The following is a 25,780-nucleotide window of genomic DNA, read 5'->3' on the forward strand; positions in this document are numbered from 1 at the left end:
TAGACAACATTAACGAGAACGTTAACGCATCTAAGAGCCGTATTAAAGATACCGACTTCGCGAAAGAAACGACTCAGATGACTAAGTCTCAGATCCTTTCTCAAGCTTCAAGCTCGATTCTTGCTCAAGCGAAGCAAGCACCGAACTCGGCACTTAGCCTACTAGGTTAATCGATTGAAAAGCCACGTTGACTATAAGTGTTGTTGAGACAAAGCGTTAACGTAAGGCTTCCACAAATTAGCTCGTGGTGAGAGATGAGCGCTAAACAAACCCAGCTTCGGCTGGGTTTTTTATTGCCTGAAATTTGGTGAAGGTGTATTTGGAAAAGTGTAGTGCGGGTAAACAGAAGCAAAAGCGAGATTCCCTATCACGTTCGTTCCTCACTGTAGGGAATGACGGGTTAATCATAAGTTGACAAGTGTAGATGCCGTCATTCCAGAACCGAGTAGAACGAGGTATCAGGAATCTGCTTTATGAGATATCAAAGTCCGGGTGCTTGTCGAAATTAACACTGCGTGGTCATCGTGTGGAAACTTCGCTTAGGATCTCGCTTAACGTGGTTTAATAACAATGTAGGGTTATGTTGGTAATTAAGAGTTGGGTATCACTGTGGGTTATTGAGGGGTTGTTTTCAGCAAGGTGAGGAGTAGTAATCAAGGAACTTGAGCTATTTAACAGGCACAAAAAACGCCACCCTTAGGTAGCGTTTTAATTAAAGCAGATAAGTAATCGAGATTACTTAGTTACTTTAAGAACTGGAGTTTCGCCAACAGTTACAGAACCAGAAAGCTTGTTCAGCTCTTTGATTTCGTCCATGTTAGAGATAACAACTGGAGTAAGCGTAGATTTCGCTTTCTCTTCTAGAAGCGCTAGGTCGAAAGTGATGATAGTGTCACCAGCTTTAACAGATTGACCTTCTTCAGCTACACGAGTGAAGCCTTCGCCTTTAAGTTCAACAGTATCGATACCGAAGTGAACGAAAAGCTCAACACCGTCGTCAGACTCGATAGAGAATGCGTGGTTAGTTTCGAAGATCTTACCGATAGTACCGTTAACTGGAGCTACCATTTTGTCGCCAGCTGGTTTGATCGCGATGCCGTCACCAACGATTTTTTCAGCGAAAACTACATCTGGCACATCTTCGATGTTTACGATTTCACCAGAAAGAGGTGCGATGATTTCGATTGCACCAGCATCAGCGCTGTCATCAGATACAAGCTTTTTCAGTTTGTCAAACAGACCCATTGTGTCATGCTCCTAACGTTTAGTTTTATTCTGTAGAATATACTATACCAATCTAACAAATTAGACGACTATTTTTAGCCGTCTAACGTTATTAAGCGATTGGCGATTACTGAGTTTTCTCAGCGATGAACTTTTCTACGCAAGCTTCAATTTCAGCAGCTGTTGGTAGAGATAGTGCTTCGTCAGCCATAGCTTTAACTTCAGCGAAGTTAGAGTTACGGATTACTTTCTTAACTTTAGGGATAGAGATACCGCTCATAGAGAACTCATCTAGACCCATACCAAGAAGAAGTAGCGTTGCACGCTCATCTCCAGCAAGCTCACCACACATACCAGTCCACTTACCTTCAGCGTGTGATGCGTCGATCACTTGCTTGATTACTGTAAGGACAGCAGGAGATAGTGGGTTGTATAGGTGAGAAATCATTTCGTTACCACGGTCTACCGCAAGAGTGTATTGCGTTAGGTCGTTAGTACCGATAGAGAAGAAAGATACTTCTTTCGCTAGGTGGTGTGCGATTGCAGCAGCTGCTGGAGTCTCAACCATTACGCCGATTTCGATTTCTTCATCGAAAGCTAGGCCTTCAGCGCGAAGTTCAACTTTGTACTCTTCGATTGCTTTTTTCAGTTCACGGATCTCTTCAACAGAAATGATCATTGGGAACATGATACGTAGTTTACCGTGTGCAGATGCACGTAAGATGCCACGTAGTTGGTCACGTAGGATTTCACGACGATCCAAGCTGATACGTACTGCACGCCAGCCTAGGAACGGGTTCATCTCTTGTGGAAGGTCCATGTATGGTAGGTCTTTGTCGCCACCGATATCCATAGTACGGATAATCACTGACTCGCCTTCCATTGCTTCTGCTACTTCTTTGTAAGCAACGTATTGCTCTTCTTCAGTAGGAAGCGCGTCACGGTCCATAAATAGGAATTCAGTACGGTACAGACCAACGCCTTCACCGCCGTTACGCAGGATACCGTCACAGTCTTTTACTGTACCGATGTTGCCGCAAACTTCTACACGGTGACCGTCTAGAGTTTCAGCATGCAAATCTTTTAGTTTTGCTAGTTCAGCCGCTTCTGCTTCAAAATCTGCTTTGATTTTCTTAGCTTCTGCTAATTCAGCTTCAGAAGGGTTGATGATGATTTTGTTGTTCATCGCGTCTAGCACAAGCATGTCGCCGTTCTTAACTTGCTTAGTGATATCGTTAGTACCAACGATAGCTGGAAGCTCAAGAGAACGTGCCATGATTGAAGTATGAGATGTACGACCGCCGATGTCACAAGCGAAACCAAGAACGTAGTCTAGGTTGATTTGTGCAGTTTCAGATGGCGTTAGGTCGTAAGCTACTAGGATAACTTCTTCACTGATGTCTGATAGAGACACAATGTTGATGCCTAGAGCATTTTTAACGAAACGAGTACCGATATCGCGGATATCAGTTGCACGTTCTTTTAGGTACTCATCATCAAGAGATTCAAGCGCACAAGCTTGCTCTTCGATCACAGTGTGGATCGCGTTGTCTGCGTGCATTTTTTCTTTCTTGATGAGTGCTAAAATCTCTTCTTCTAGCTCTTCATCTTCAAGCAGCATGATGTGGCCTTCAAAGATTGCTTCTTTTTCTTCGCCAAAAGTTTCAAGTGCTTTTTGCTTAACAACTTCAAGCTGTTGAGAAGATTTGTTACGAGCGTCAAAGAAACGCTGTACTTCTGCTTCAACTTGGTCGTCAGAGATAGATTGAGTGTTTAGGACAATTTCATCTTCTTGAAGTAGTAGTGCTTTACCGAAAGCAATACCGGGAGATGCTAGGATGCCTGAAATCATAGCCTTACCTTAGTTGTTCAACTGTAAACGGGAGAGTGTGTGACTTTAAGTCGTCGACTAATGTCGCGCTTATTCCTATCTATTTCGAACAAAGCCACTTTGCTATGCAAAATGGCTTTGAAAGAAGGAGACCGTATTAGTGTAGTTGATCCATAAGAGCAACTAGGTGGTCTACTGCTTGCTGAGCTTGAGGACCTTCAGCTGAAATAGTAACGTTAGTACCTTTTACTAGGCCTAAAGTTTGTAGTTTGAACAGGCTTTTCGCGCTAGCGCTTTTGCCGTTAGAAGTCACTGTGATGTCAGCGTCGAAAGATTTTGCTTCTTTAACGAACTGTGCAGCTGGACGAGTGTGAAGACCGTTTTCTGCTGTGATTTCTACTTGCTTCTCGTACATTTTATATACCCCAATTAATTTATTTTTTGTAAGTTTGTAACCAGATTAGCTTAACTGCTTTAGCCCAAATGCGCTAGAGGCTAGTACGCCATGTTCGTGTTAGAACTTAGACTGGTTATAAATTTTTATCCAGCCATGGTCGTCTTTTGCTGAGTACTCATGACTTTCAGAATTTGTTTATTGCTTCTTTTATTTTGAAGCGAAAAATAAAACAGACCTGATATTACCAAAGGTGGGGCAGGGATCAACAAAAAAGCCCCTAAACGGGGCTTTTTTGGACGAAAAATTGATTTGACCACATATTATTGTTGGTTCTCTTTTTCCGTAAAGATGCCAGCAAATAGGGCTGTGCTTAGGTAACGCTCACCAGAGCTTGGTAGTACAGTAACGATAGTTTTTCCTGCAAATTCAGGTAGTTCGGCGATTCTGTTTGCTGCTACAACTGCCGCGCCAGATGAGATGCCTGCAAGAATACCTTCTTCTTTCATTAGGCGTTGAGCCATCTCAATCGCTTCTTCAGAAGTTACCGATTCAACACGGTCAATAATCTCTAAATCTAGGTTTCCAGGGATGAAACCTGCACCGATACCTTGAATTTTGTGTGGAGCTGGTTTGATTTCTTCACCTGCAAGTGCCTGTGCAATCACTGGAGACTCTGCGGGCTCAACCGCGACTGAAGTAATCGCTTTGCCTTTTTCACCTTTAATGTAACGACTCGTACCAGTGATAGTACCGCCCGTACCAACACCCGCTACAAACACGTCGATTTCGCCGTCTGTTGCTTCCCAAATTTCAGGACCAGTCGTCTGCTCGTGAATCTGTGGGTTAGCAGGGTTGTTGAACTGTTGAAGTAGTAGGTACTTGTCTGGGTCTGAAGCAACAATCTCTTCTGCTTTAGCAATCGCGCCGTTCATGCCTTTTGGTGCTTCAGTTAGCACAAGGTTTGCGCCAAGCGCTTTAAGCAGCTTACGACGTTCTAGGCTCATTGATTCAGGCATAGTTAGCGTTAGTTTGTAACCCCGTGCTGCTGCTACGAATGCAAGTGCAACACCTGTGTTACCACTGGTAGGTTCAACAAGCTCGATACCTGGCTTAAGCGTACCTGCTTTTTCTGCTTCCCAGATCATATTAGAACCGATACGGCACTTAACACTGAAGCTTGGGTTACGAGCTTCGATCTTAGCTAGGACGTTACCTTTGCTTACTTTGTTAAGGCGGACTAGAGGTGTGTTACCAATCGTTAGGGTGTTGTCTTCGTAGATCTTGCTCATGCGATATTCCTTCATTTAATGACAGAACTAAACGTAGTATATCAATCACTTTACCGTCTAGTGTCTTACGATGTTTATTCAGCTTGAATTTAGATTAAACAAGTTGAAAAAAAGGTAAAAGGATTAAAAAGTTATATCATATAGATATGTAGCAGAATTCACGCCTATCTTTATTGAAATCAGAACTTCAAAAAGATAGGCGAAACTAGGAAGTATAGGCGGGGTAATAGACGAGAATTATAGACGAGAACGCAGAGCTTGGTCTTTAAACTCAGCAACCCACATTGCCGTCGCGCCGCAAACGGCAACGGGCATTACGATCAGGTTTAGAATTGGAATTGTGGTGAACACAGAAACAAGTGCGCCAAAGCTGTAGCTCTTGCCTTGTTTTTGTTTCAAATTGTTTCTCATGTCATCAAATTTGATTTTATGGTTATCGAACGGGTAGTCGGCGTATTGAATCGCTAACATCCATGCTGTGAAAATGAACCATAAAAACGGAGCAACGGTTTGCCCTAGTGCTGGAATTAACAAAAGTAGGAATAAACCGATCGCTTTTGGCAGAATGTAGACAAGCTTGCGCCATTCTCTCGCTAATATACGTGGGGTATCTTTGAGGACATCAAGTAAACCATCGTCATTAACTTTTTTACCGCTCAACAACTCTTCAACTTTTTCCGCGAGTAAACCGTTGAACGGTGCGGCAATGAAGTTAGCGAGCGTGCTAAAGAAATACGAGAATGTGGCCAAGACGGTTAACACAAGTAATGGCCATAAAATGTATGACAACCACGACAAGAAACTTGGCAATGCACCAATCCAACCTTCAATCCAAGTGTTTAGGTTGGAGAAGATATAAAACAAGGCACCACCAACGAGTAACACGTTCGCGATAAGTGGCATTAGTACAAACTTACGAATGCTCGGTGATAAAGCGATTTTTATTCCGAAAATAAAATAGCCAAAGCCGGAGCGGGGAACAGATTCAATAGTCATATTTAAATTAGGTCACATGTGAATTTGGTTAAATAGCAAACATGTCTAGTGTACTCGACCGAAATTAAGAAAAAAAGCGTGGTGAAAATCACACCATGTAAGGAACTAATTGTATTAAGTTGTTCTAAAACAGTGGCTACTTTTGATAGAGTAGTGAGATTAGCCAAATTAACCCAACTTAGTGACAGCGTGTTTATAGCTAGTTGACTAAGAAAGCTGAGAGCGAAAAATGCAGGAATTGCGATTTGTACTCATTATTGTTGGCGCATTAGCTATCGCCGCATTATTGTTCCATGGTCTATGGACGAGTAAAAAAGAAGGGAAAGCAAAGTTTGGAGATAAGCCGCTCGGTAAGCTTGATAACGACAGCTTAGATGAAGCAGAAACTATTCCAAACCGTTCATTCGCCCCAGAAGATGATTTTGAGATAATCCGAAAAGAACGTAAAGAGCCGGATTTTGCTGTTTCACCCTCTGATACTGATCCGCTGATCGACTCAGATCCGCTAACAGCGCTACAAGCGAAAGAAGCTTACGAAGATGATATCGAATTAAATGATCTTCCTTCTTTCAGCGTAGAAGACCCAATTAAGGTTGAAAGTGAACCTGAAGTGATTGAGGAAGAGAAGGACGTTGAGCCTGAAGTCCCAAGCTTTGAGTTGACTGACGAGCAAAAAGAAAACCATGCCGGCTTTAAAGTGCAGTACGGTTCGTTTGAAGAGCCTTCTGAAACAGTTGATGAGCCAGTCGTTCCAAACGAAACGCTTACTCAAAGAGAGCCCGTTGTTGCGAAAGAAGTCGTGACTCCGCAAAGTGCGACTGTTGAAGAAGCAAAACCAGATGAAGAACTTGGTTTAGAAGTGATCGTTCTTAATGTTCACTGTGCTGGAGAGATCCCATTCGTTGGGACTGAACTTTTCCGCAGCATGGAGAACAACGGTTTAACTTATGGTGAGATGTCTATTTACCACTGCTTTGCACAATCTACAGATGCACCAAAGGTTATTTTCAGCGTTGCAAACATGATGCAGCCAGGAACGCTAGAACATGATGATCCTGCTGACTTCACGACTAAAGGTATTTCGTTCTTTATGACGTTGCCTTGTTATGGTCAAGCTGATCAAAACTTCAATGTGATGCTGAGTGCGGCGCAGAAAATTGCTGACGATATGGGCGGAAACGTGTTGGATGAGTCACGCAACTTAATGACACCAAACCGTTTATCTGACTACCGCAAGCAAATCAGAGACTTTATGACGGCATCGAATGCCTAGCCGTATTGTTTAGCCTTGTAAATAATCTATATTTATAGAAAAGGGCTCCTAAGGGAGCCCTTTTTGATATTTCAATCACGATAGAGAATGATATGAAAGAATCGATTCAAGTTACCTTAGAGCAGTTAAGAGAAACTCTGCATTATCACGCCGTTCGTTATTACGTAGAAGATAGCCCTGAGATCCCTGATGTCGAGTACGATCGATTAATGCAGCAATTGCTAAAGATCGAAGAAGAGAACCCGGAACTAGTGACGGTAGATTCTCCGAGCCAACGTGTTGGTGGTCAGCCTCTCGATGGTTTCACTCAAGTGACTCATGAGATCCCAATGCTTTCTCTGGACAATGCTTTCTCTGATGAAGATTTGGATGCGTTCAATAAGCGAATGTCTGATAGAGCGCCAACCGCTAACCTCAAGACTTTCTGTTGTGAACCTAAGCTTGATGGCCTTGCAGTTAGCCTACTCTATGTGAATGGTATTTTAGTTCAGGCTGCGACACGTGGTGACGGTGCGACGGGTGAAAACATCACTGAAAACGTGCGTACGATCAGCTCTATCCCACTTAAGTTACAAGGTGAAGGCTGGCCGCAGCGTATTGAAGTTCGTGGCGAAGTGTTTATGCCAAAAGCGGGTTTCGATAAGTTGAATGAGATGGCGTTGAAGAAAGGCGAGAAAGTATTTGTTAACCCACGTAATGCCGCCGCAGGTAGCCTGCGTCAGCTTGATTCTCGTATTACTGCGAAACGTCCGCTAGCTTTCTACGCATACAGTGTCGGTGTTGTACAAGGCGCTGAGCTATCAAATAGTCACTACCAACGCTTTTTACAGCTTAAAGGTTGGGGCTTACCTATGTGCCCCGAGACTAAGCAACTGAGCTCTCTCGAAGACGTGAAAGCCTATTACCAAGATATTATGACTCGTCGTGATGCTCTGGCTTACGAGATTGATGGCGTTGTTATCAAAGTCGACGATATCGAGGCTCAAGAAGTGCTTGGTTTTGTTGCTAGAGCGCCACGTTGGGCAATTGCTTATAAGTTTCCAGCTCAAGAAGAGATTACACTGCTCAATGACGTTGAATTTCAGGTGGGCCGTACTGGTGCTATTACGCCGGTTGCTAAACTTGAACCTATCTTCGTTGGTGGCGTGACAGTCAGCAATGCCACTTTACACAATGCCGATGAGATTGCGCGTTTAGGCGTGAAGGTAGGCGACAGCGTTATTATTCGCCGTGCAGGTGATGTTATTCCGCAAATTGTGGCTGTTGTACTAGATCGTCGCCCTGAAACGGCTAGAGACATTGTTTTCCCTGATGCTTGCCCTGTATGTAGCTCTACGGTTGAGCGTGTCGAGGGGGAAGCTGTAGCGCGTTGTACTGGCGGTCTAGTGTGTCAGGCGCAGCGTAAAGAAGCACTTAAACACTTTGTTTCTAGAAAGGCGCTAGACGTTGATGGACTGGGCGTGAAAGTTATTGAGCAGCTTGTGGACCGTGAAATGGTCGAAACACCTGCTGATTTATTTAAGCTAAGTGCTGGCGTGATTACTGTTCTTGACCGAATGGGGCCTAAATCGGCACAGAACGTCGTGAGTGCGTTGAATAAAGCTAAAGACACGACGTTAGCGCGTTTCCTCTATTCACTCGGTATTCGTGAAGTCGGTGAGGCGACAGCGATGAACTTAGCGCAACACTTTAAGACGTTGGAACTGGTTCAAGCAGCTACTCATGAACAATTAGTTGAAGTGTCAGATATTGGTGACATCGTTGCTAGCCATATCACCAGCTTCTTCTCACAAGAGAAAAACAGAGCGGTCGTCGATCAGCTGATAGAGCTAGGTGTGAATTGGCCAATCATCAAAGAAGCTGCCGATGACCAAGAGCTACCATTAGAAGGTAAAGTCGTTGTGTTAACAGGCTCATTGTCGCAATTAGGTCGAAGTGAAGCTAAAGCTGCGTTACAAGCATTAGGTGCGAAAGTGACGGGTAGCGTATCGAAGAAAACGGACATCTTGTTTGCCGGTGAAGCTGCGGGTTCTAAATTAACTAAAGCACAAGATTTAGGTATCGAAATAAGAACAGAAGAAGATCTAATAGCCCTTATTTCGTAAGTAAATACAGATAAAAAAAGCTCAAAGGCACTCATTTCAAGGGAGTGCCTTTTTTGTTTCTGATATAAAAATGAGGGCTTTTTAATTGTTGAGAATTTTGTTCCTATACGAACTCTAAAATCAGGACAGTGACGCTGCTCAACATTAATGAAATACCATTGTAGTTGTATCAAAAATGCGAGTCATATCTATTTTTACAAAGTGATAATTACCTCAAGTTGTTGAATTTATTGGTATTTATTTTGTTTTGGTGAGGATTTTTCTATTTATCGATCTGGATCACTAAGTACCTGTTAAATTTGCACCAACTCATATTTTTTTAGATGAAAATTAAGTTCTCATTGATCTTTTTGAGGGCGAAGTTAGTCTTAATGCCATGGATGCACATGATGTGTATAACCAGAAAGGAAATAGAGAATTCAGAGTTTAGGGTTCTCAAACAAGAAAAGGTATTTCTCTCTACGGCGGCCAACTTTAGGCGGGGAATATTCAAACAGCTATATCCATTTTTAGGAGTTTTATTCCATGGAAAACAAAATTTTCAAACGTACTCTACTAGGTGCATCCGTTGCACTTTTATCGACAGGCGTAATGGCGAAAGAAGTTGGTATCAACTCTGATTTCAACGTTGACGTATACGGTGTTGCAGCTATCTCTCTAGTTAACTACAACACAACTGACAACAACGACTCTAGTACTGGTTACGCTGTAGAGAATGAATCTCGTATCGGCTTCCGTGCTCATAAAGAGATGTTTGATGACGTATTAATCACAATGCAGATTGAATCTGGCTACGTAGATAGCACAGACTGGGGTCATGGCGGCGTTTCAGGCGGTGTGCTTGGTTTCCGTGATACGTTCGTTGGTGCTTCTGGCTCTTGGGGTAACCTGCGTGTGGGTCGTGTTCTTACTCCACTATACGAAATCGTCGACTGGCCATTCTCTAACCCTGGTCTAGGTTCTGTATTCGATTGGGGCGGCATCAACGGTCACTACGATCGTCAATCTAACCAAGTTCGTTACGATTCAGCTAAATTTGGCGGTTTCTCTTTTGCAGCTTCTGTTGGTCGTGACGATAACGACAACGGTGGTGGTGCAGCAACTCGTGACGCAAACTTTGTTGGCGCAAGTGCTAAGTACAGCTTCGAGAAAGTAACATTAATGGGTGCGGTTGAATCTGGTACACGTGTAACTCCAGCTGTTGATGCTGGTTTTGAGTTTAACCCAGAGACGGGTATTGCAGACCCTGTAGCTGCTGCTGCGGAAATTAAAGACGATACATTTGCGTACATCGTTGGTTTTGAAGCTAGCCTACCTGCAGGTTTTGGTATTGCAGCTGCGTTTAAAGGCGAAGAGCTAGATAACGGCATCCGTAAGCAAACACAAGATTCTTACTCAATTATTGGTCAATACTGGAACGGTCCAATCGGCTTTAAACTGGGTTACGCAGCGAACTTAGAATCTGAACTTAACGGTAAGAAAGAAGCTAACTCAGACAGCAACACTATTTCTGGTCAGTTAATGGCTGTTCATAACGGTTTCGTACCTTACCTACGTGTAGCGGGTCGTACTGTTGGTGACGCTGATACAGATATCGTAACTCGCGTTGGTCTTGAATACGGTTTCTAAGCTAGAATCTTTAGCTTAAACAGTTAGATAAAAATCAAAACGCTGGTAAATTTTGTTTGCCAGCGTTTTTCCATAGTGAACATAAGGAATTAGTCATAATGAATAAAGTTAGTGTAGTCGTATTATCATTATTTTTGGGAGCTTGTAGTTCACTCGATTCACAAAGTAATTTTGCAGACTCAGTTGCTGATGTACAGCCAAAAGGTGGCTACATTCAAGTGACTGGGCAATCTTATATAGCGGAAAGTAAAGCGAATGTCGGGGCAGACATCCTGAAATCGTCACTCTACTTTACATACAACAAAGAAATAACGCAGAATTCGGCTCCAGAATCTTCCATTACCATGGATGTAAGCTATTTCCAGAGCTATAAAGAATACGAAACCGTTAGCTTTTTTGGTAAGACGATAGACCTTGAAGAGAGACAACTTCCAAGAGAGAGCTGCAGCGAACACTGCACAAAGACTCAGTATATTAAATTTCCATTGAGCGAAGCTGACATCCAGCAAGCAAGAAAAAAGAATTTAGAATTTACACTTGATGGACAAAACTCAGTGATGAGTACAACTTTCATTGTGCCGAAAGCGTATATCGACACAATTTATAACGGTGCAAATAATCATACGGCTATCGCTGTTGCTCCGGTTGCGGTACCTGTTGCGGCTGTAGTTGCTGAAGAACCAAAAGCGTCTCAAGCTCAAGAGATGGTTAATTACTGGTATGGTCAAGCGACAAAAGAAGAGCAAGCTGCTGTGACTGATTGGGCATTCAAGAATCGTATAAACGCTACCCCAACATCACTAGAAGGCTCAAAAGAAATCGAAATGGTTTCATACTGGTTCAATAAGCTAGACAGTGAAGAAAAATCTCAAACTATGATTTGGTTGTTAGAACAAGAGTAAGTTTCTAACGTTACACCCTAGCTATGTTTTTCAGCCGCAGTATTGTATAACAGCAGTACTGCGGTTTTTCATTTTAGGCTTACAGGTAAGATTGTGAATATTGGTGAAGTAGCGAAGCGTGTTGGTACAACAGCGAAATCCATTCGTTTTTACGAAAGTAAAGGCATGATGAGCCCACCGCACCGATCAGAAAATGGTTACAGGCAATATGGCGAGATTCATATCGAACAGTTAGAGTTCGTTTTGAGAGCTAAAATGGTTGGTTTCACTCTCGATGAGTGTAAGTCACTGGTTGAGTTGGCAATGAATCCCAACAGACAAAGCTACGAAGTAAAGAAGAAGGCTACTCAGAAGTTAGATGAAATAGAGTTGAAGCTTGCGGAGTTAAACAAGATGAAGGTGCAGCTACAATCTTGGGTACATGACTGCCCTGGAGATACTTCAACGGAATGTCCTATCTTGAATAATCTATCTGGCCGCAGTTAGGTTATTCCAGTTCTAAATAATCGTCAGGCAGCAATTTCATTACTAGCCTGACTTTAATCACCTATCACAGCACCTATCACAGCACCTTTCCGCCGTAATGTTTACAGATCAACAGTGGTACATGAGTGACTGCGTTACCATCTGAACACTTAACGATAGGCCCCATGTTTCCGTTACCAGGAGACTGACTGCTCGCTAGAGCGCTTCCAAATGACAAGCTGAAAATAGCCGTTAGAATTATTAAAAAATGTCTCATACAAACTCCATTAGGTTTATCTCTAATTGAGATAATTGAAAGTATGGACAAGGAAAAGAAAATTTCAAAAATTGGACGGACTTAACATTTTTAATGATTATAAATAAGCGAGAGTAAGGTTAACTATTCATATATATATTGGGTAAGAAATCTGGCTTTCTTATACCTTTTTAGCTCAATCAAACTTTTTAGCTTTACGAAATAAGAACTTATTTTTTTTTCAATTCAATCTATCGCAATGATAATTCGAATATTATTAAGGTTCAAAAATAGAAAAAGCCTGCATTTATTGAAAATGCAGGCTTCATATAGCTATTGTTTATAAAGGTTCTATTATTAGAACGATTCCGTCTAAAGCGACAATCTTAATTTCGGTTCCAGATGGAATATCTTGACTGGCCTTTGCTGACCAAGAAGAGTCACCGAACTTAATTCGACAGCTACCTTTCTTTACGTCTTCACTTAAAATAACGGTTTGACCTACCAATTGCTTTTCTCTTTGGTTTAACTCTCGCCCTGCATCCGATTGCTTGTCATTCGAGAGTTGTCTTCTCCACCACAACCAAGTGGTAATAAGAGAGAAGCTAGCAAAGGACAGCCATTGCATCTGCCAACCAATTGGTAATGCTCCTAATAGGGCACCGACCAGCATGGCAGATATGCCTATCCATAAAAAGTAACCAGCGGTTCCAATTAGCTCAAGCGCTAACAATGCTAGACCAAACGCTAACCAATGCCAGTGGTTTACTTGTTCTAGTAATTCGACCATAAGTTAGTCCTTACTACCTTTGTCATTCTTATGTGCAAACATCTCCGCGATACCCGCTACAGAACCCATAAGGCCAGTTGCTTCGAGTGGTAGCATGATGATCTTGCCGTTTTCAGCTTGGCCTATAGATTTCAATGCGTCGGTGTAACCTTGTGCAATGAAGTAATTGACCGCTTGCATGTCACCTTGAGCAATTGCCGTTGATACCATTTCTGTCGCTTTAGCTTCTGCTTCTGCGGCACGCTCACGGGCTTCTGCTTGCAATATTGCCGCTTGCTTCTCACCTTCTGCTTTCAGGATCTCTGATTGCTTGTGGCCTTCTGCTTTCAAGATCTCAGCTTGTCGTACACCTTCTGCTTCTAAGATATCAGCACGTTTATTACGCTCGGCTTTCATCTGGGCATTCATCGCAGCAGTAAGGTCTGCTGGTGGCTGTACGTCTTTAATTTCGATACGGGTGACTTTTACGCCCCAAGGGTTTGTCGCTTCATCAACGATGTTCAGTAGCTTGGTATTGATCATGTCACGCTGACTCAGCATCTCATCCAGTTCCATCGAGCCAAGCACAGTACGGATATTGGTGAGGGTTAAGTTACGGATCGCATGTTCAAGGTCATTCACTTCATAAGCTGCCTTAGGCGCGTCGATAACTTGAACAAAACAAACCGCATCGATAACCACATTTGCATTATCTTTGGAGATGACTTCTTGTGCTGGGATGTCGAGAACACGCTCCATCATGCTGATGCGCTGTCCAACTTTATCAATAAATGGAATGATTAAGTTAAGACCCGGTTTAAGGGTGTGTGTGTATCGCCCGAAGCGTTCAACGGTCCAGTTGTTGCCTTGTGGAACGGTTTTTACGCCAGCGAAGATAAATAACAGTGCGACGGCAGTAAAGACGCCGATAGTAATCAAGGTATCAATAGGCATACAAAATCCTTTGCAAGTTTGAGTTTTTGATAGTTCAGTATTGATACTGGCTCATATTTAAATTCTGAGCAAATTTATAAACGAGAAATGGGCCATAAATCATTGATTTTATGGCCCATTTTACATTCTATTATGCGGTAAACTAATTGATTGAATTGTCAATTTTCGATGTTTAATCTACGGCTTTTTAGGTTTAACTAGTAAAGCAGAGAGTACAGTTGTCGACGGTACTTACTGGCAACTGGGTTACCTTGTCCAAGCGCACTCAAGATGTCCATGAACTCTTTCTTCATGTCACCATCGAGAGCATTAAGATCTTTGGCTAGGAAAGACCATAATAGATCCATAGCTTCTTCACTGCGGTTCACTTGGTGATATTGCAATGCTAATTCAGATGCTGTTTTAGCGTCGCTCGGATTTTGCTGAAGAGCGGCTTCTAATGCTTGTATTTCAGGGCTGTCTGCTGCTTGTTTATGAAGTTCAAGCTTTGCAACTAAGCCTTTGTAGTAGTTGTCTTGGTACTCAAGAGGGATAGTTGCTAGCTGAGTTTCAGCAAGGTCAAATTGTTGTGTTTCTAACAAACACTCTGCGATCGCCAGTTTTACTTCACCTTTATTCGTCAGCTCTGCTGGAAGTTGCTGCATTGCTGCTAGTGCCTGTGTGTGCTCGCCAGCTTGCATTTGCTCAAGAGCCTGACGCAAAGCAAGTTCATCTTGGCTAGGAAGGTGTTTGCTGAGCATATCGACAATAGCTTCTATGCTTTGAGGGCCACCGAGCCCATCGACTGGCTGACCATTAACAAACAGTGCAATAGTGGGCAGTGCTTGAACACCAAACTGGCTAGCAATAGCTTGCTCTTGTTCGCAATTGAGCAGGGCTAAGGTGAAGGCACCGTTGTATTGCTGAGTTAAAGTTTGCAGTTCAGGAATGACTTGGGCGCTCTCTTGGCTCATTGGTGCCCAAAAATGGATGAGTACAGGGGTCTGCATCGAACCTTCTAATACTTGACGAAAGTTCTGCTCATTAAGTTCAACAATATGCGGAGATTGCATTTACGTTCCTTGAGGTTTGTTTTGTGGATACGTTGCAAATATGGGGGGGTTAGTCGGTAACTTCAAGATCTAACTCGGTTATCTCGGATAAAAAGAACCAAAAATAGGAAAACGCTATGCTTCGATGTTGATATAATTGTTATCTCAACATGGAAGGCATAGCGTTATCATCGAGGTAGTCAGTGAGGCGTTGCGTGAGATACTCAAAACAGAATAAACAACGTAATCGCCAGACCCACACCTACCCAATTAAGGCGGTTTAAAGTCATGAGATTTCCAGAGTAGAACCATCAATTGGGAATAACTGATGGGATAGGATAATCATGACATTTTATTGTTACGGAAAAATTACATCGTTACATTAAAGTTTGCGACTCTGCATTCAAAGTTAGTAATTTATGCAGCTTTTCTCAAAATAGGGTCTAGCAAGCGACTCGGTAGAATCCTTTTCAATACCGCGAACACTTTAGTCGGGGTCGTAACTCGGTATCTTAGCTTGGGTTTGTCGGCGGTGAGAGCATGGAATACCGGCTCAATACAACTTTCTGGAGGCAGGACAAAAGCGTTATTCGATGATTCTTTTTCGAGTCGATCTTTTTGTTGTTGGTAAGCGTCTTGGTGGGCGCTGCCAGAAATGTTGATCCATTTATTGAACGTTTTCAAGGCATTGGTTCTAAATTGAGTCTCAATTGGCCCTGGTTGCAGTAATGAGATCTGTATACCGCTGCCATGCAGTTCTAATCGTAAGGTATCTGTCCAACCCTCAATCGCGAATTTAGAAGCATTATAAGCACCACGATACTTCATGGCTGCAAAACCTAATACGGAACTGTTTTGTACGATTCGACCTTCGCCACGCTCGCGCATGTGCGGAAGGATCTGACAGACGAGATGATGCCAACCAAAGAAGTTGGTTTCGAATTGTTCTCTGAGTCCTTGGGTCGGTAAGTCTTCTAGTGCCCCTGCTTGACCGTAAGCACCGTTATTGAATAATCCATACAATCCATTAGGTGCGAGATCAATAGCAAGCTTGGCGCCATGCTCAATACTTTCTTGGTTGGAAAGATCTAATTGAATACAGGTGAGGCCTTCATCTTGAAGGCGTTGAACATCTTGTGGATCACGACAAGATGCAATGACATGAAAACCACGCTTTTGAAGTGCATGAGCACATGTATAGCCAATACCTGTTGAGCAACCGGTAATCAGAATCGACTTGTTCACACTTAATCCTTTATTAGAGTCTCTATCGCTCTAGGGTAAAGAATTAGTCTTGATGTTGTAACAAGTTTTTTAGTGCTGGCTCGATTCTTGAGTAACTAAAGATGAATCCCATCTCAGTGAGTTTCTTCGGCTTGGAGCGAATGCTGTCAAATAGCAAACAAGATGATTCCCCCATGAGAATCGACATTGCCCATTTCGGCGTGAATAAGAAATGCGGTCGGCCTAATTGTTTCGCTAACGTGCTGCTGAACAGTTTGTTGGTCACAGGGTGAGGGGCACACATATTGAATTCCCCTTGAGCGTGAGGGATAGACAACAAGTGATTGATGGCTCTCACCATATCGAGAATGTGAATCCATGGCATGTACTGCTCACCTGAACCTATTGGACCACCGACGCCGAGTTTATAAGGCAATAGCATCTTCTTGAGTGCGCCGCCATTCTCGCCAAGTACAACCCCTGTTCGCAGTAGTATCACGCGTGTGCTTTCTGATTGTGCTCGCTTGGCTATCTCTTCCCAGTGGGCACAGACTTTATGAGGAAAGCTTTCATCTTCTACTTGCAGTGACTCGTCAAACGGGTGCTGCTGTTGATCGCCATAGTAGCCGACGGCTGAACCGCTAATAAAAGCGTGTGGCGGGTTGCTACTGGCATGAATTAGTTCGACCAGCTTTTCAGTGATGTGCCAGCGACTGTTACAGATCCTCTCTTTTTGCTCTGTACTCCAACGCTTATCGGCAATCGGTTCACCCGCGAGGTTGACCACCACATCAAAGTCATTGAGATCACTGAGCTCATCAAGGGATTGAATGTAATGAAGGTTGTTCTGGTTGAGGTGATTTAGGTTTTGCTTCGCATTTTCAGGACTCCGCGTCAGCAATGTCACGTCGTCAGTGTTCCAACTCTTGACCAATTCAGAGCCAATAAATCCAGTACCACCCGTTAACAATATCTTCATACCAATCTCCCTATTAAACATAATTATAGACATGGCTTGTTTTTAGTCGCCAATCAATACGAAAAAATCACTATAACGATCATAAGGTTTCAATCGTGTGATGCCCAAATTACGCCTTTTTCAATTTACAAAGGAGTGAAATTAAATTCATCAAGTCAGGATGTGTACCGTCATCACACTTATGCACTTTACTCGGATATGTTACCAACTGCGTAATATTTGTCACATAAGCAATGATAAGGATTTGCCATGATTATTATTAATTCATAATCAGCGACAAGGAATTGCGATGACGGCGGTGCTTGCTTTGTTTCGATCCATGTTAGGTAGCCTGAGGGATCTATTGCCAATCGTGGCGGTAATCGCTTTCTTCCAGCTTGCTGTCTTACAAGAGCCACTTCCTCATCTTTTATCTATTCTGACTGGCTTAGTGCTCGTCGTTTTTGGACTCACTTTCTTTATCTTTGGCCTTGAAATGGGGTTGTTTCCAATTGGCGAATCGATGGCTCAAGCATTTGCCAGAAAGGGGAGTGTGTTCTGGTTATTGATCTTCGCTTTTTGTTTGGGTTTTGGTACCACCATAGCCGAGCCAGCGTTAACCGCAGTCGCTGCCGAAGCCGCAGAAGTGGCAGCTGAGGGAGGTGTAATCCCCAATAAGTTAGATGAAATGGAGCAGTATGCCAATGGCCTGCGCTTTACTGTGGCACTGTCAGTCGGTATCGCTATTTTACTCGGTGTGCTGAGAATCTTAAAAGGTTGGCCAATCCAGTACATGATCATCGGTGGATATATTGGAGTGGTCGTGCTCACTGCATTTGCTCCGGAAAGCATCATTGGAATTGCGTATGACTCTGGTGGAGTAACGACATCGACGATCACCGTCCCATTAGTAACTGCGTTAGGGGTGGGTTTAGCCTCGGCAATTAAAGGGCGTAATCCGATGATAGATGGTTTTGGGTTGATCGCGTTTGCTTCGTTGCTGCCGATGATGTTTGTCATGGTGTACGGGATGGTGGTGACATGATCAGTGTTCAACAATTTATCGACACCTTTCTCGGCACTGTGATGGATGTGATCCCGATTGCGATCATCATCTTCGGTTTTCAGTTGGCGGTATTACGAAAGCCAGTCAATAACCTAGCCAAAGTGCTGATCGGTTTCTTCTACGTCATTCTTGGCTTATCACTCTTTTTGATGGGATTGGAGCTCGCGTTATTCCCTCTAGGGGAGACGATGGCAATGCAACTCACCGAGCCAAGCTTTTTGACTGAGTTTAAGATCAGTTCTGGTCTTGCTTTGGTTTGGTTTGATTATTACTGGGTTTACCTGTTTGCGTTTTGTATTGGTTTCAGCACCACGATAGCCGAGCCTTCTTTGATAGCTGTAGCGATTAAGGCGAACCAAGTTTCCGGTGGCAGTATCAGCGTCAATGGGCTGAGGATCGCCGTGGCATTGGGCGTTGCTATCGGTATCTCTCTGGGCAGCTACCGTATCGTTGCGGGTGACCCGATCCATTACTACATCATTTTTGGTTATGTCGTCGTGGTCATTCAAACCTTTTACGCCCCAAAACTCATTATCCCATTAGCCTACGATTCGGGTGGCGTCACTACATCAACGGTGACAGTCCCTTTAGTGACGGCGCTCGGGCTTGGACTCGCTTCAACCGTACCAGGAAGAAACCCTGTTATTGATGGCTTTGGGTTGATCGCCTTTGCCAGCTTATTTCCCATCATTTCAGTGATGGGCTATGCCCAAATAACACAATGGTTAAACCGTTTACACACCTCTAAGGAGAGCAAAGATGCGCTTTAAACTTATCTTAGCGTTTGTAGAAGAGAGCAAGACCGACACTGTGCTCGATGCCGCGCGTGATGCGGGCGCGACTGGAGCAACGGTGATTAACAACGCCAGAGGGCAAGGCTTAAACCAAAAAACCACCTTCTTTGGCCTAACGCTAGAGGTACAAAAAGATGTGTTGCTGTTTGTGGTTGAGGAACACTTAGCGAGGCATATTCTTGAAACTATTGGCGAAGTCGGTGAGTTTGACCAGGAGTCAGGACAAGGTATAGCGGTGCAGATCGATATCGAAGACGCAGTCGGGGTTGCGCATCAAGTCGAGACGTTAACAAAGGTTGTGGAGGATGAGCTATGAGTACCAGTGAAAAGATCCGAGTAGGCGATGTCATGGCCAATACGTATGTGATTATCGATGGGCTAACCACGGTGTTAGAAGCGATAGAGATGGCTAAAAAGCACAAAGTGAAGGCAATCATTGTCGATAAACGCCACGAAGATGACGAATACGGCATCGTATTGATGAATGACATTGCCAAGAAAGTACTGGCTAAGAACCGATCTCCAAAGCGAACCAATGTTTATGAGATCATGACCAAGCCAGCGCTAAGCGTGTCTGCTGAGATGAACGTAAAGTATTGCGCTCGCCTGTTTGAACGCTTTGGTATCAGTCGTGCGCCAGTAGTTCGTGATAACAAGATAGTCGGTATGGTTAGTTACAATAATATCGTGATCAATGGTATGGCGAGAGATGACGTGTAGCATTTAGATACGTACAATAGGCTCATAAATTTTATGGAGAAGTACGTGTGAAATTATTTTTTGCTTCAGACCTACACGGTTCGCTGCCAGCAACAGAAAAGGTATTAGAACTCTACCAAGCATCTGGTGCGCAATATTTAGTTCTATTGGGTGACATTCTGAATCATGGACCAAGAAATCCGATTCCAGAAGGATACAACCCGCCGGCGGTTGCAGATAAGTTGAATGCGTTTTCTCAAGAGATCATTGCCGTTCGTGGTAACTGCGATAGCGAAGTGGATCAGATGTTGTTGTCTTTTCCAATGATGATGGATTACTCGTGGGTGCTATTAGAATCAGGCCAGCGTATCTTCCTAACGCATGGCCATTTGTACAACACCAATAAACGCCCTGCGTTGAAGGCGGGCGATATCATTGCACACGGTCATACCCATATTCCTGTCGCCGAATACCAAGATGACATCTTTATCTTTAACCCTAGCTCGGTGACATTCCCACGAGAGGGACACGCGGCAAGCTATGGCATCTATGAAAACAATACCTTCAAAGTCATTAGCCTTGAAGGTGATGTTCTCGTGAGTGGTCAGCTTTAAATCATTGGATCGGCTGTGAAAGGCTTATTTTGAGTCCACGTGGCCGAGATCTCTGTCTGGAGCAATGATGTTTCGTACTCTTTGCTTCAGAACTTTCGCCTCTGGAAAACCGTCATCTGCTTTTCTTTCCCAAATCTGCACACCATTACAAAAGATTTCGAACCTGCCTCCTGTGTCTGGGTGTAAGCTCACTTGTTCAATTTCTTCGCTGAAGGTATGCAGTAGCTCTTGGCATAACCAACTAGAGCGAAGCATCCAATTGCATTGACGGCAATAGTGTATCGCGATTGTGGCTTTTGTTGCTGTCTCTTTCGCTGGCGCCAGATTAGGTTGTTCCGTTTTCATGGTTAATCCTTAAAATGCTACATCCGTAATTTGATACCAACGGCTAACAAAAAAGGGGCTTCATGCCCCTTTTTTCTATTGGTTTACCGTTTCATGGTATTCAGCTATTCATAAACAGTAAATAGCGATCCAATCTTAGTTTGAAAACAATACGGTAGAACCATGATTTAAGCTAGTCAGTAGCAGTGCCTTCGGGTTAACAATATCTATGCGGCGGCTTTGCTCTGCGTCCATCTTAATGACTTGAGTGATCAGCTCTAGCTGTTCTTCTGAAAAGTCTTGGCGCTGAGCCGAGGTCACATCTTTAAACTCCGTTGGCGAAATCAGTAAGTAGTTATCGTTAATATCCCACTGACCCGTTTCAGAGATGTTGATGACATTCGCAGGCTCAGTTTGATTACCGTAAAGTCTAACCACTGACATTCTTAAATATGTACCATTTGGTAGGTATTTCGCATTCGATGATAGTTCAACTCTACGAAGTGGGCCTATTGAGTCAGCTTGCTTGTTATCGCTAATCAGCGTCACCATTCTCGACTGCCATTCATGCTGAGTGAGCAAGCGCTCTACTTTTGCATTGCTGCTCCAATATAGCCAACCACTCAAAAATGCCGATAGAACCAGTAAGATAATCGATACTTTTAATTTCATGTTACTTACCACCGTTACAAATGTCGTTTACATCCGACTGATTTGCGTAAATTCTTAGGGTTACATTTTCGCTCGAGTAATCTTGCGGGTGAATGTAGTTGAGGGCAAGGTTATTGGTTTGTCCACCTGTCGCGATCACTTCTGTCGGCTTTAGCACACCAGTGTGACTCGTGTTGTAACTTAATACACACTTTTCTATTGCTGGCAGCCAACTGCTGAGGTCTGGGTGGTTAACCGGTGATTGAACCTTTACACCATCCACTTCAGTCAAAACCGTGAACTCGGACTCCACCGAGGTAGTAAACGTTAAAACGAGAATCGGCATGATGAAAGCGGCAAGCAGTAACCAAAATGTTAACCATTTATTGGTGCTTTTAGCCGGAGCTACAACAGGAGCGGTTGCTGGTTCTACTGCCACCTTAGTTTGTTGAACTTTTGTAATTGGCTCAGGTTCAAATGTGTCAGTGATTGCTTGTTCAGTCGCTGCAGGCGTTGCAAACGTTAGGATAGGTTCAACGTCATTTTCTGCAATTTCAGCGGCTACTGGCAGGTCATTTGATGACAGTGGCGCAGAACGTTCAACGGTCGCAATAAATTGGTAGCCGCGCTTAGGTACTGTTTTTACGAATTCAGGAGATTTGGTTGAGTCTTTGAGCATCTTTCTCAGAGTCGATACGGCTTGCGTTAAGCTTGAGTCATCCACCTCAAAGCCTTGGTCTCGCCAAACATACTCATGCAATTCATTACGAGTGATAACTTCATTAGGCCTTTCTGACAGCATCAAGAGAATGCGGCTTTCATTGCTACCAAGACGTACGACTTCACCGTCGCTCATTTGATCGACAAGTGAATTGCTGTTTGGGTCGAATACGAACCGTTGTGCGAGAATAAACTTTGTGCCGATATTACTCATTGAATTCTTCTATTTTGGATTGTTTTGGGGGGAGAAATAGACAAATCTCAGGTGAAGTTCCGTTAATTCTTCACCAAATCATGGCTTATTTTATGTTCTTTTATATTTATCCGGCTCAAGGATAATAAAAACAGATAAAAAAAACAGTGTTTTTATGATTTTTGACCTTGAATTTACATTTGTCATCCTCATGTTAATGAACAGAAGAGTGGCATCAAGTGTTACGCCCCTATGATTATTCAACATAAAGTATAGATGTTTTGGAGTAAAAATGAGCGAAACGGCAACGCAAAATAAAGAGACTCGTGGCTTTCAATCTGAAGTAAAACAACTACTTCATCTAATGATTCACTCACTGTATTCAAATAAAGAAATCTTTCTACGTGAGCTGATCTCTAACGCATCTGACGCGGCTGATAAGCTTCGTTTTCAAGCTCTATCGAACGGTGACCTTTACCAAGGTGATGCAGATCTAGGTGTAAAACTTTCTTTCAACGCGGAAGCAAACACGTTAACCATTTCTGATAACGGTATCGGTATGAGCCGCGACAACGTTATTGAGCATTTAGGTACGATTGCTAAGTCAGGCACTGCAGACTTTTTCTCAAAGCTGTCTGAAGACCAAAGCAAAGACTCTCAACTGATTGGTCAATTTGGTGTGGGTTTCTATTCTGCATTCATCGTCGCAGACGCGGTAACGGTTCGCACACGTGCAGCTGGCCTGCCGAACAATGAAGCTGTTCAGTGGCACTCTGCAGGTGAAGGCGATTACACAATCGAAGACATCACTAAAGAGTCTCGTGGTACTGACATCGTTCTGCACATGCGTGAAGACGGTAAAGAGTTCTTAAATGAGTGGCGTCTGCGTGAAGTGATTGGTAAATATTCTGACCACATCGGTATTCCTGTTTCTATCTTCACAGCAGTGAAAGATGACGAAGGTAAAGACACCGAAGAGAAACATTGGGAACAGATCAATAAGGCGCAAGCGCTTTGGACTCGCAACAAATCTGATATCGAGAAAGAAGAGTACCAAGAGTTTTACAAGCACGTATCTCACGACTTTGCTGATCCACTAACCTGGAGCCACAACAAGGTTGAAGGTAAGAACGATTACACAAGCCTGCTTTACATCCCAGCGAAAGCACCTTGGGACATGATGAACCGTGACCACAAGAGTGGCTTGAAACTTTACGTGCAGCGTGTATTCATCATGGATGACGCAGAGCAGTTCATGCCATCTTACATGCGTTTCGTTCGTGGCTTGATTGACTCAAACGATCTGCCATTGAACGTGTCTCGTGAAATCCTGCAAGACAACAAGGTAACTCAGTCTCTTCGTGGCGCATGTACCAAGCGTGTACTGACTATGCTTGAGCGCATGGCGAAGAATGACAATGATAAGTACCTAGAGTTTTGGAAAGAGTTCGGCCTAGTATTGAAAGAAGGCCCGGCTGAAGATATGGCGAACAAAGAGAAGATCGCTGGTCTACTTCGTTTCTCGTCAACGGAAGTGGATTCTGCTGAACAAACCATCAGCCTAGAATCTTACGTTGAGCGCATGAAAGAAGGCCAAGATAAGATTTACTACCTGACAGCAGATAGCTACGCTGCCGCTAAGAACAGCCCACACTTGGAGCAGTTCAAAGCTAAAGGTATTGAAGTGGTTCTAATGTACGATCGTATTGATGAGTACGTAATGAACTACCTGACTGACTTCGACGGTAAACAGTTCCAATCGATCACTAAAGCAGGCTTAGACCTAAGCAAGTTTGAAGGTGAAGAAGAGAAAGAGAAGCAAAAAGAGACAGAAGAAGAGTTCAAATCTGTTGTTGAGCGTACTCAATCTTACCTAGGTGGTCGTGTTAAAGAAGTTCGTACGACCTTCAAGCTAGCAACGACACCTGCGGTTGTTGTGACTGACGACTTCGAAATGGGCACGCAAATGGCGAAGCTTCTTGAAGCTGCGGGTCAAGCGGCACCGGAAGTGAAGTACATCTTCGAGATTAACCCTGAGCACGCACTGGTTAAACAGATGGCTGACGAAGCAGACGAGCAAGCGTTTGGTCGTTGGGTTGAGTTGCTACTTGGTCAAGCGATGCTGGCTGAAAAGGGCTCAATGGAAGATCCGTCACAATTCTTGGGTGCAATCAACGAGCTACTAACAAAGCGTTAGTCTTTCGACTTTAGGTTAAGCCAACAATTACAATAAAAAGCTCGCAAATGCGGGCTTTTTTTTATGAACGTCGTTGAAAATTGACCTAACGTGGTCAACGTCACCGTTATCGTCACAACAAATGTTGTCGATGCATTCTTTAGTCGTAAATTCAGCCAAATTGAATATTAATGTGATAGAATGCTCGACCTAATCAGCTGGGGCTAAGAAGCAACTATCTCCAGTTGTATGATTTTTAAACGTTATACCGAAACTTACCGTTTTGCTTCTGTTCACAGTTTTGCTTAGCCTCAATGGTTACTTAACGCTTTCTGTTCATCCTAAAAATGAGCAAGAATGGAGGGATAGTGAGCTTCGGTATAAATCATAATTTTATAAGAGGATTAAACATGCGCATCATTCTTCTAGGTGCTCCTGGCGCGGGTAAAGGTACTCAAGCTAACTTCATCATGAACAAATTTGGTATCCCTCAAATTTCAACTGGTGACATGCTACGTGCTGCTATCAAAGCGGGTACTGAGCTTGGTAAGCAAGCAAAATCAGTAATCGACGCTGGTCAGCTAGTTTCTGATGAAATTATCCTTGGTCTTATCAAAGAGCGTATCGCTCAAGATGACTGTGAGAAAGGTTTCCTACTAGACGGTTTCCCACGCACAATCCCACAAGCTGATGGCCTAAAAGAAATGGGCATCGCTGTTGATTACGTTGTTGAATTTGACGTAGCTGACGATGTGATTGTTGAGCGTATGGCTGGTCGTCGTGCTCACCTTCCTTCTGGTCGTACATACCACACTGTGTACAATCCGCCTAAAGAAGAAGGTAAAGATGACGTAACGGGTGAAGACCTAGTGGTACGTGATGACGACAAAGAAGAAACAGTTCGTGCACGTCTAGGTGTATACCACGATCAAACAGCTCCGCTAATCTCTTACTACGGTAAAGAAGCTGAAGCAGGTAACACTCAGTACCTTAAGTTTGACGGTACTAAGCAAGTTGCTGAAGTTAGTGCAGAACTTGAGAAAGCACTAGCATAATTGGCTAACAGCCAGTTTTAGAATTTGATATATTGGAAGCGACCTTAAGGGTCGCTTTTTTTGTTTCAATTTTTAGTACGATACCAATCTATATAACTTGATTGCACATGATTCAGAACGGTTCAGACCCGACGGCAGTGGCTAGCAATTGAGAGTGGATGTTGTGTATCTCATATGAAAAATGA

General features: G+C 43.4%; 27 protein-coding genes. 13 read left to right on the plus strand and 14 right to left on the minus strand.

Annotation, left to right across the window (positions count from 1 at the left end; all coding sequences use genetic code 11):
* Nucleotides 1–170: flagellin (locus tag AB6F11_RS12160; protein ID WP_280514177.1), on the plus strand; the 170-nt coding region annotated here is incomplete at its 5' end.
* A gap of 565 nt (nt 171–735) precedes the next feature.
* On the opposite strand, the gene crr is transcribed toward AB6F11_RS12160, so the two are convergent.
* From crr to cysZ, 5 genes are all read right to left on the minus strand, one after another.
* Entirely contained in the window at nt 736–1,245 is a 510-nt protein-coding gene (gene crr, locus AB6F11_RS12165) for a PTS glucose transporter subunit IIA (protein WP_004737851.1), read from the minus strand.
* Between the two features lie 106 nt (nt 1,246–1,351).
* Nucleotides 1,352–3,076 (minus strand): phosphoenolpyruvate-protein phosphotransferase PtsI, encoded by a 1,725-nt coding sequence (gene ptsI / locus AB6F11_RS12170; RefSeq protein ID WP_017063391.1) that lies wholly within the window; start codon nt 3,074–3,076, stop codon nt 1,352–1,354.
* A 136-nt stretch (nt 3,077–3,212) separates the two neighbouring features.
* A complete protein-coding gene (locus AB6F11_RS12175; RefSeq protein WP_004734263.1) occupies nt 3,213–3,470 on the minus strand; it encodes an HPr family phosphocarrier protein in 258 nt (85 codons plus the stop codon).
* 302 nt (nt 3,471–3,772) lie between these two features.
* Nucleotides 3,773–4,741, minus strand: coding sequence for a cysteine synthase A (gene cysK / locus AB6F11_RS12180; RefSeq protein WP_017061934.1), 969 nt, complete (start codon nt 4,739–4,741; stop codon nt 3,773–3,775).
* Between the two features lie 237 nt (nt 4,742–4,978).
* Nucleotides 4,979–5,737: a sulfate transporter CysZ gene (cysZ, locus tag AB6F11_RS12185; protein WP_029235129.1), complete on the minus strand. Its 759-nt coding sequence runs from the start codon at nt 5,735–5,737 to the stop codon at nt 4,979–4,981.
* 229 nt (nt 5,738–5,966) lie between these two features.
* Between cysZ and zipA the strand changes: the two genes are divergently transcribed.
* The 5 genes from zipA (at nt 5,967) to cueR (ending at nt 12,132) form a co-directional block, all read left to right on the plus strand.
* Nucleotides 5,967–7,010 (plus strand): cell division protein ZipA, encoded by a 1,044-nt coding sequence (gene zipA, locus AB6F11_RS12190; RefSeq protein ID WP_102393244.1) that lies wholly within the window; start codon nt 5,967–5,969, stop codon nt 7,008–7,010.
* 92 nt (nt 7,011–7,102) lie between these two features.
* The gene (gene ligA / locus AB6F11_RS12195; protein WP_102393245.1) at nt 7,103–9,115 is read left to right on the plus strand and encodes an NAD-dependent DNA ligase LigA; all 2,013 of its coding nucleotides are present in this window, start codon (nt 7,103–7,105) and stop codon (nt 9,113–9,115) included.
* A gap of 525 nt (nt 9,116–9,640) precedes the next feature.
* Nucleotides 9,641–10,744, plus strand: coding sequence for a porin (locus AB6F11_RS12200; protein WP_102393246.1), 1,104 nt, complete (start codon nt 9,641–9,643; stop codon nt 10,742–10,744).
* Nucleotides 10,745–10,842: 98 nt separating this feature from the next.
* Nucleotides 10,843–11,646: a DUF2057 family protein gene (locus AB6F11_RS12205; RefSeq protein ID WP_102393247.1), complete on the plus strand. Its 804-nt coding sequence runs from the start codon at nt 10,843–10,845 to the stop codon at nt 11,644–11,646.
* Between the two features lie 93 nt (nt 11,647–11,739).
* Nucleotides 11,740–12,132: a Cu(I)-responsive transcriptional regulator gene (gene cueR, locus AB6F11_RS12210; RefSeq protein ID WP_017061928.1), complete on the plus strand. Its 393-nt coding sequence runs from the start codon at nt 11,740–11,742 to the stop codon at nt 12,130–12,132.
* A gap of 76 nt (nt 12,133–12,208) precedes the next feature.
* On the opposite strand, the gene AB6F11_RS12215 is transcribed toward cueR, so the two are convergent.
* The 6 genes from AB6F11_RS12215 to AB6F11_RS12240 all read right to left on the minus strand — a co-directional run bounded on the left by AB6F11_RS12215 (nt 12,209) and on the right by AB6F11_RS12240 (nt 17,324).
* A complete protein-coding gene (locus AB6F11_RS12215; RefSeq protein WP_017061927.1) occupies nt 12,209–12,388 on the minus strand; it encodes a hypothetical protein in 180 nt (59 codons plus the stop codon).
* Nucleotides 12,389–12,707: 319 nt separating this feature from the next.
* Nucleotides 12,708–13,157, minus strand: a complete 450-nt coding sequence (locus AB6F11_RS12220) for an NfeD family protein (RefSeq protein ID WP_017061926.1) — start codon at nt 13,155–13,157, stop codon at nt 12,708–12,710.
* A gap of 3 nt (nt 13,158–13,160) precedes the next feature.
* Nucleotides 13,161–14,090: an SPFH domain-containing protein gene (locus AB6F11_RS12225; RefSeq protein ID WP_017063395.1), complete on the minus strand. Its 930-nt coding sequence runs from the start codon at nt 14,088–14,090 to the stop codon at nt 13,161–13,163.
* Nucleotides 14,091–14,287: 197 nt separating this feature from the next.
* Nucleotides 14,288–15,142, minus strand: coding sequence for a co-chaperone YbbN (locus AB6F11_RS12230; RefSeq protein ID WP_017061924.1), 855 nt, complete (start codon nt 15,140–15,142; stop codon nt 14,288–14,290).
* 396 nt (nt 15,143–15,538) lie between these two features.
* The gene (locus AB6F11_RS12235) at nt 15,539–16,366 is read right to left on the minus strand and encodes an SDR family oxidoreductase (protein WP_017063396.1); all 828 of its coding nucleotides are present in this window, start codon (nt 16,364–16,366) and stop codon (nt 15,539–15,541) included.
* A gap of 43 nt (nt 16,367–16,409) precedes the next feature.
* A complete protein-coding gene (locus AB6F11_RS12240; protein WP_102393248.1) occupies nt 16,410–17,324 on the minus strand; it encodes a TIGR01777 family oxidoreductase in 915 nt (304 codons plus the stop codon).
* Between the two features lie 289 nt (nt 17,325–17,613).
* On the opposite strand from AB6F11_RS12240, the gene AB6F11_RS12245 reads away from it, so the two are divergent.
* Genes AB6F11_RS12245 through yfcE form a run of 5 tightly spaced genes read left to right on the plus strand, consistent with a single transcriptional unit; the run spans nt 17,614 to nt 20,476 of the window.
* The gene (locus tag AB6F11_RS12245; protein WP_102393249.1) at nt 17,614–18,348 is read left to right on the plus strand and encodes a DUF1538 domain-containing protein; all 735 of its coding nucleotides are present in this window, start codon (nt 17,614–17,616) and stop codon (nt 18,346–18,348) included.
* Complete coding sequence (locus AB6F11_RS12250; RefSeq protein WP_017066002.1) at nt 18,345–19,139, plus strand: DUF1538 domain-containing protein; 795 nt, start codon at nt 18,345–18,347, stop codon at nt 19,137–19,139. The genes AB6F11_RS12245 and AB6F11_RS12250 overlap by 4 nt, the downstream gene beginning before the upstream one ends.
* Nucleotides 19,129–19,479, plus strand: a complete 351-nt coding sequence (locus AB6F11_RS12255; protein ID WP_017062207.1) for a P-II family nitrogen regulator — start codon at nt 19,129–19,131, stop codon at nt 19,477–19,479. Before AB6F11_RS12250 ends, AB6F11_RS12255 begins: the two co-directional genes overlap by 11 nt.
* The gene (locus tag AB6F11_RS12260) at nt 19,476–19,883 is read left to right on the plus strand and encodes a CBS domain-containing protein (protein WP_017062206.1); all 408 of its coding nucleotides are present in this window, start codon (nt 19,476–19,478) and stop codon (nt 19,881–19,883) included. The genes AB6F11_RS12255 and AB6F11_RS12260 overlap by 4 nt, the downstream gene beginning before the upstream one ends.
* A 47-nt stretch (nt 19,884–19,930) precedes the next feature.
* Nucleotides 19,931–20,476, plus strand: coding sequence for a phosphodiesterase (yfcE, locus tag AB6F11_RS12265; RefSeq protein WP_017068995.1), 546 nt, complete (start codon nt 19,931–19,933; stop codon nt 20,474–20,476).
* 24 nt (nt 20,477–20,500) lie between these two features.
* On the opposite strand, the gene AB6F11_RS12270 is transcribed toward yfcE, so the two are convergent.
* The 3 genes from AB6F11_RS12270 to AB6F11_RS12280 form a co-directional block, all read right to left on the minus strand.
* Complete coding sequence (locus tag AB6F11_RS12270; protein WP_017062204.1) at nt 20,501–20,821, minus strand: SelT/SelW/SelH family protein; 321 nt, start codon at nt 20,819–20,821, stop codon at nt 20,501–20,503.
* A gap of 135 nt (nt 20,822–20,956) precedes the next feature.
* Nucleotides 20,957–21,472, minus strand: a complete 516-nt coding sequence (locus tag AB6F11_RS12275; protein ID WP_102393250.1) for a regulatory protein ToxS — start codon at nt 21,470–21,472, stop codon at nt 20,957–20,959.
* 1 nt (nt 21,473) lies between these two features.
* A complete protein-coding gene (locus tag AB6F11_RS12280) occupies nt 21,474–22,385 on the minus strand; it encodes a transcriptional regulator (RefSeq protein WP_102393251.1) in 912 nt (303 codons plus the stop codon).
* A gap of 271 nt (nt 22,386–22,656) precedes the next feature.
* Here AB6F11_RS12280 and htpG point away from each other — a divergent pair, with 271 nt between their 5' ends.
* Together htpG and adk are read left to right on the plus strand one after the other, a co-directional pair.
* Complete coding sequence (htpG, locus tag AB6F11_RS12285; RefSeq protein WP_017062201.1) at nt 22,657–24,561, plus strand: molecular chaperone HtpG; 1,905 nt, start codon at nt 22,657–22,659, stop codon at nt 24,559–24,561.
* 389 nt (nt 24,562–24,950) lie between these two features.
* Complete coding sequence (adk, locus tag AB6F11_RS12290) at nt 24,951–25,595, plus strand: adenylate kinase (protein ID WP_017062200.1); 645 nt, start codon at nt 24,951–24,953, stop codon at nt 25,593–25,595.
* Nucleotides 25,596–25,780: the final 185 nt, after the last annotated feature.

It is taken from the genome of Vibrio sp. 10N.247.311.14 (assembly GCF_041467715.1).
Taxonomy (GTDB): Bacteria; Pseudomonadota; Gammaproteobacteria; order Enterobacterales; family Vibrionaceae; genus Vibrio; species Vibrio crassostreae_C.

Coding starts and splice junctions, on each gene's coding strand:
- htpG (WP_017062201.1), top strand. CDS start 22,657: ATGAGCGAAACGGCAACGCAAAATAAAGAGACTCGTGGCTTTCAATCT.
- adk (WP_017062200.1), top strand. CDS start 24,951: ATGCGCATCATTCTTCTAGGTGCTCCTGGCGCGGGTAAAGGTACTCAA.
- zipA (WP_102393244.1), top strand. CDS start 5,967: ATGCAGGAATTGCGATTTGTACTCATTATTGTTGGCGCATTAGCTATC.
- AB6F11_RS12240 (WP_102393248.1), bottom strand. CDS start 17,324: ATGAAGATATTGTTAACGGGTGGTACTGGATTTATTGGCTCTGAATTG.
- AB6F11_RS12250 (WP_017066002.1), top strand. CDS start 18,345: ATGATCAGTGTTCAACAATTTATCGACACCTTTCTCGGCACTGTGATG.
- AB6F11_RS12280 (WP_102393251.1), bottom strand. CDS start 22,385: ATGAGTAATATCGGCACAAAGTTTATTCTCGCACAACGGTTCGTATTC.
- cysZ (WP_029235129.1), bottom strand. CDS start 5,737: ATGACTATTGAATCTGTTCCCCGCTCCGGCTTTGGCTATTTTATTTTC.
- AB6F11_RS12230 (WP_017061924.1), bottom strand. CDS start 15,142: ATGCAATCTCCGCATATTGTTGAACTTAATGAGCAGAACTTTCGTCAA.
- AB6F11_RS12215 (WP_017061927.1), bottom strand. CDS start 12,388: ATGAGACATTTTTTAATAATTCTAACGGCTATTTTCAGCTTGTCATTT.
- AB6F11_RS12200 (WP_102393246.1), top strand. CDS start 9,641: ATGGAAAACAAAATTTTCAAACGTACTCTACTAGGTGCATCCGTTGCA.
- AB6F11_RS12270 (WP_017062204.1), bottom strand. CDS start 20,821: ATGAAAACGGAACAACCTAATCTGGCGCCAGCGAAAGAGACAGCAACA.
- crr (WP_004737851.1), bottom strand. CDS start 1,245: ATGGGTCTGTTTGACAAACTGAAAAAGCTTGTATCTGATGACAGCGCT.
- cysK (WP_017061934.1), bottom strand. CDS start 4,741: ATGAGCAAGATCTACGAAGACAACACCCTAACGATTGGTAACACACCT.
- AB6F11_RS12260 (WP_017062206.1), top strand. CDS start 19,476: ATGAGTACCAGTGAAAAGATCCGAGTAGGCGATGTCATGGCCAATACG.
- AB6F11_RS12220 (WP_017061926.1), bottom strand. CDS start 13,157: ATGGTCGAATTACTAGAACAAGTAAACCACTGGCATTGGTTAGCGTTT.
- AB6F11_RS12175 (WP_004734263.1), bottom strand. CDS start 3,470: ATGTACGAGAAGCAAGTAGAAATCACAGCAGAAAACGGTCTTCACACT.
- AB6F11_RS12245 (WP_102393249.1), top strand. CDS start 17,614: ATGACGGCGGTGCTTGCTTTGTTTCGATCCATGTTAGGTAGCCTGAGG.
- ptsI (WP_017063391.1), bottom strand. CDS start 3,076: ATGATTTCAGGCATCCTAGCATCTCCCGGTATTGCTTTCGGTAAAGCA.
- AB6F11_RS12275 (WP_102393250.1), bottom strand. CDS start 21,472: ATGAAATTAAAAGTATCGATTATCTTACTGGTTCTATCGGCATTTTTG.
- AB6F11_RS12205 (WP_102393247.1), top strand. CDS start 10,843: ATGAATAAAGTTAGTGTAGTCGTATTATCATTATTTTTGGGAGCTTGT.
- AB6F11_RS12225 (WP_017063395.1), bottom strand. CDS start 14,090: ATGCCTATTGATACCTTGATTACTATCGGCGTCTTTACTGCCGTCGCA.
- ligA (WP_102393245.1), top strand. CDS start 7,103: ATGAAAGAATCGATTCAAGTTACCTTAGAGCAGTTAAGAGAAACTCTG.
- AB6F11_RS12255 (WP_017062207.1), top strand. CDS start 19,129: ATGCGCTTTAAACTTATCTTAGCGTTTGTAGAAGAGAGCAAGACCGAC.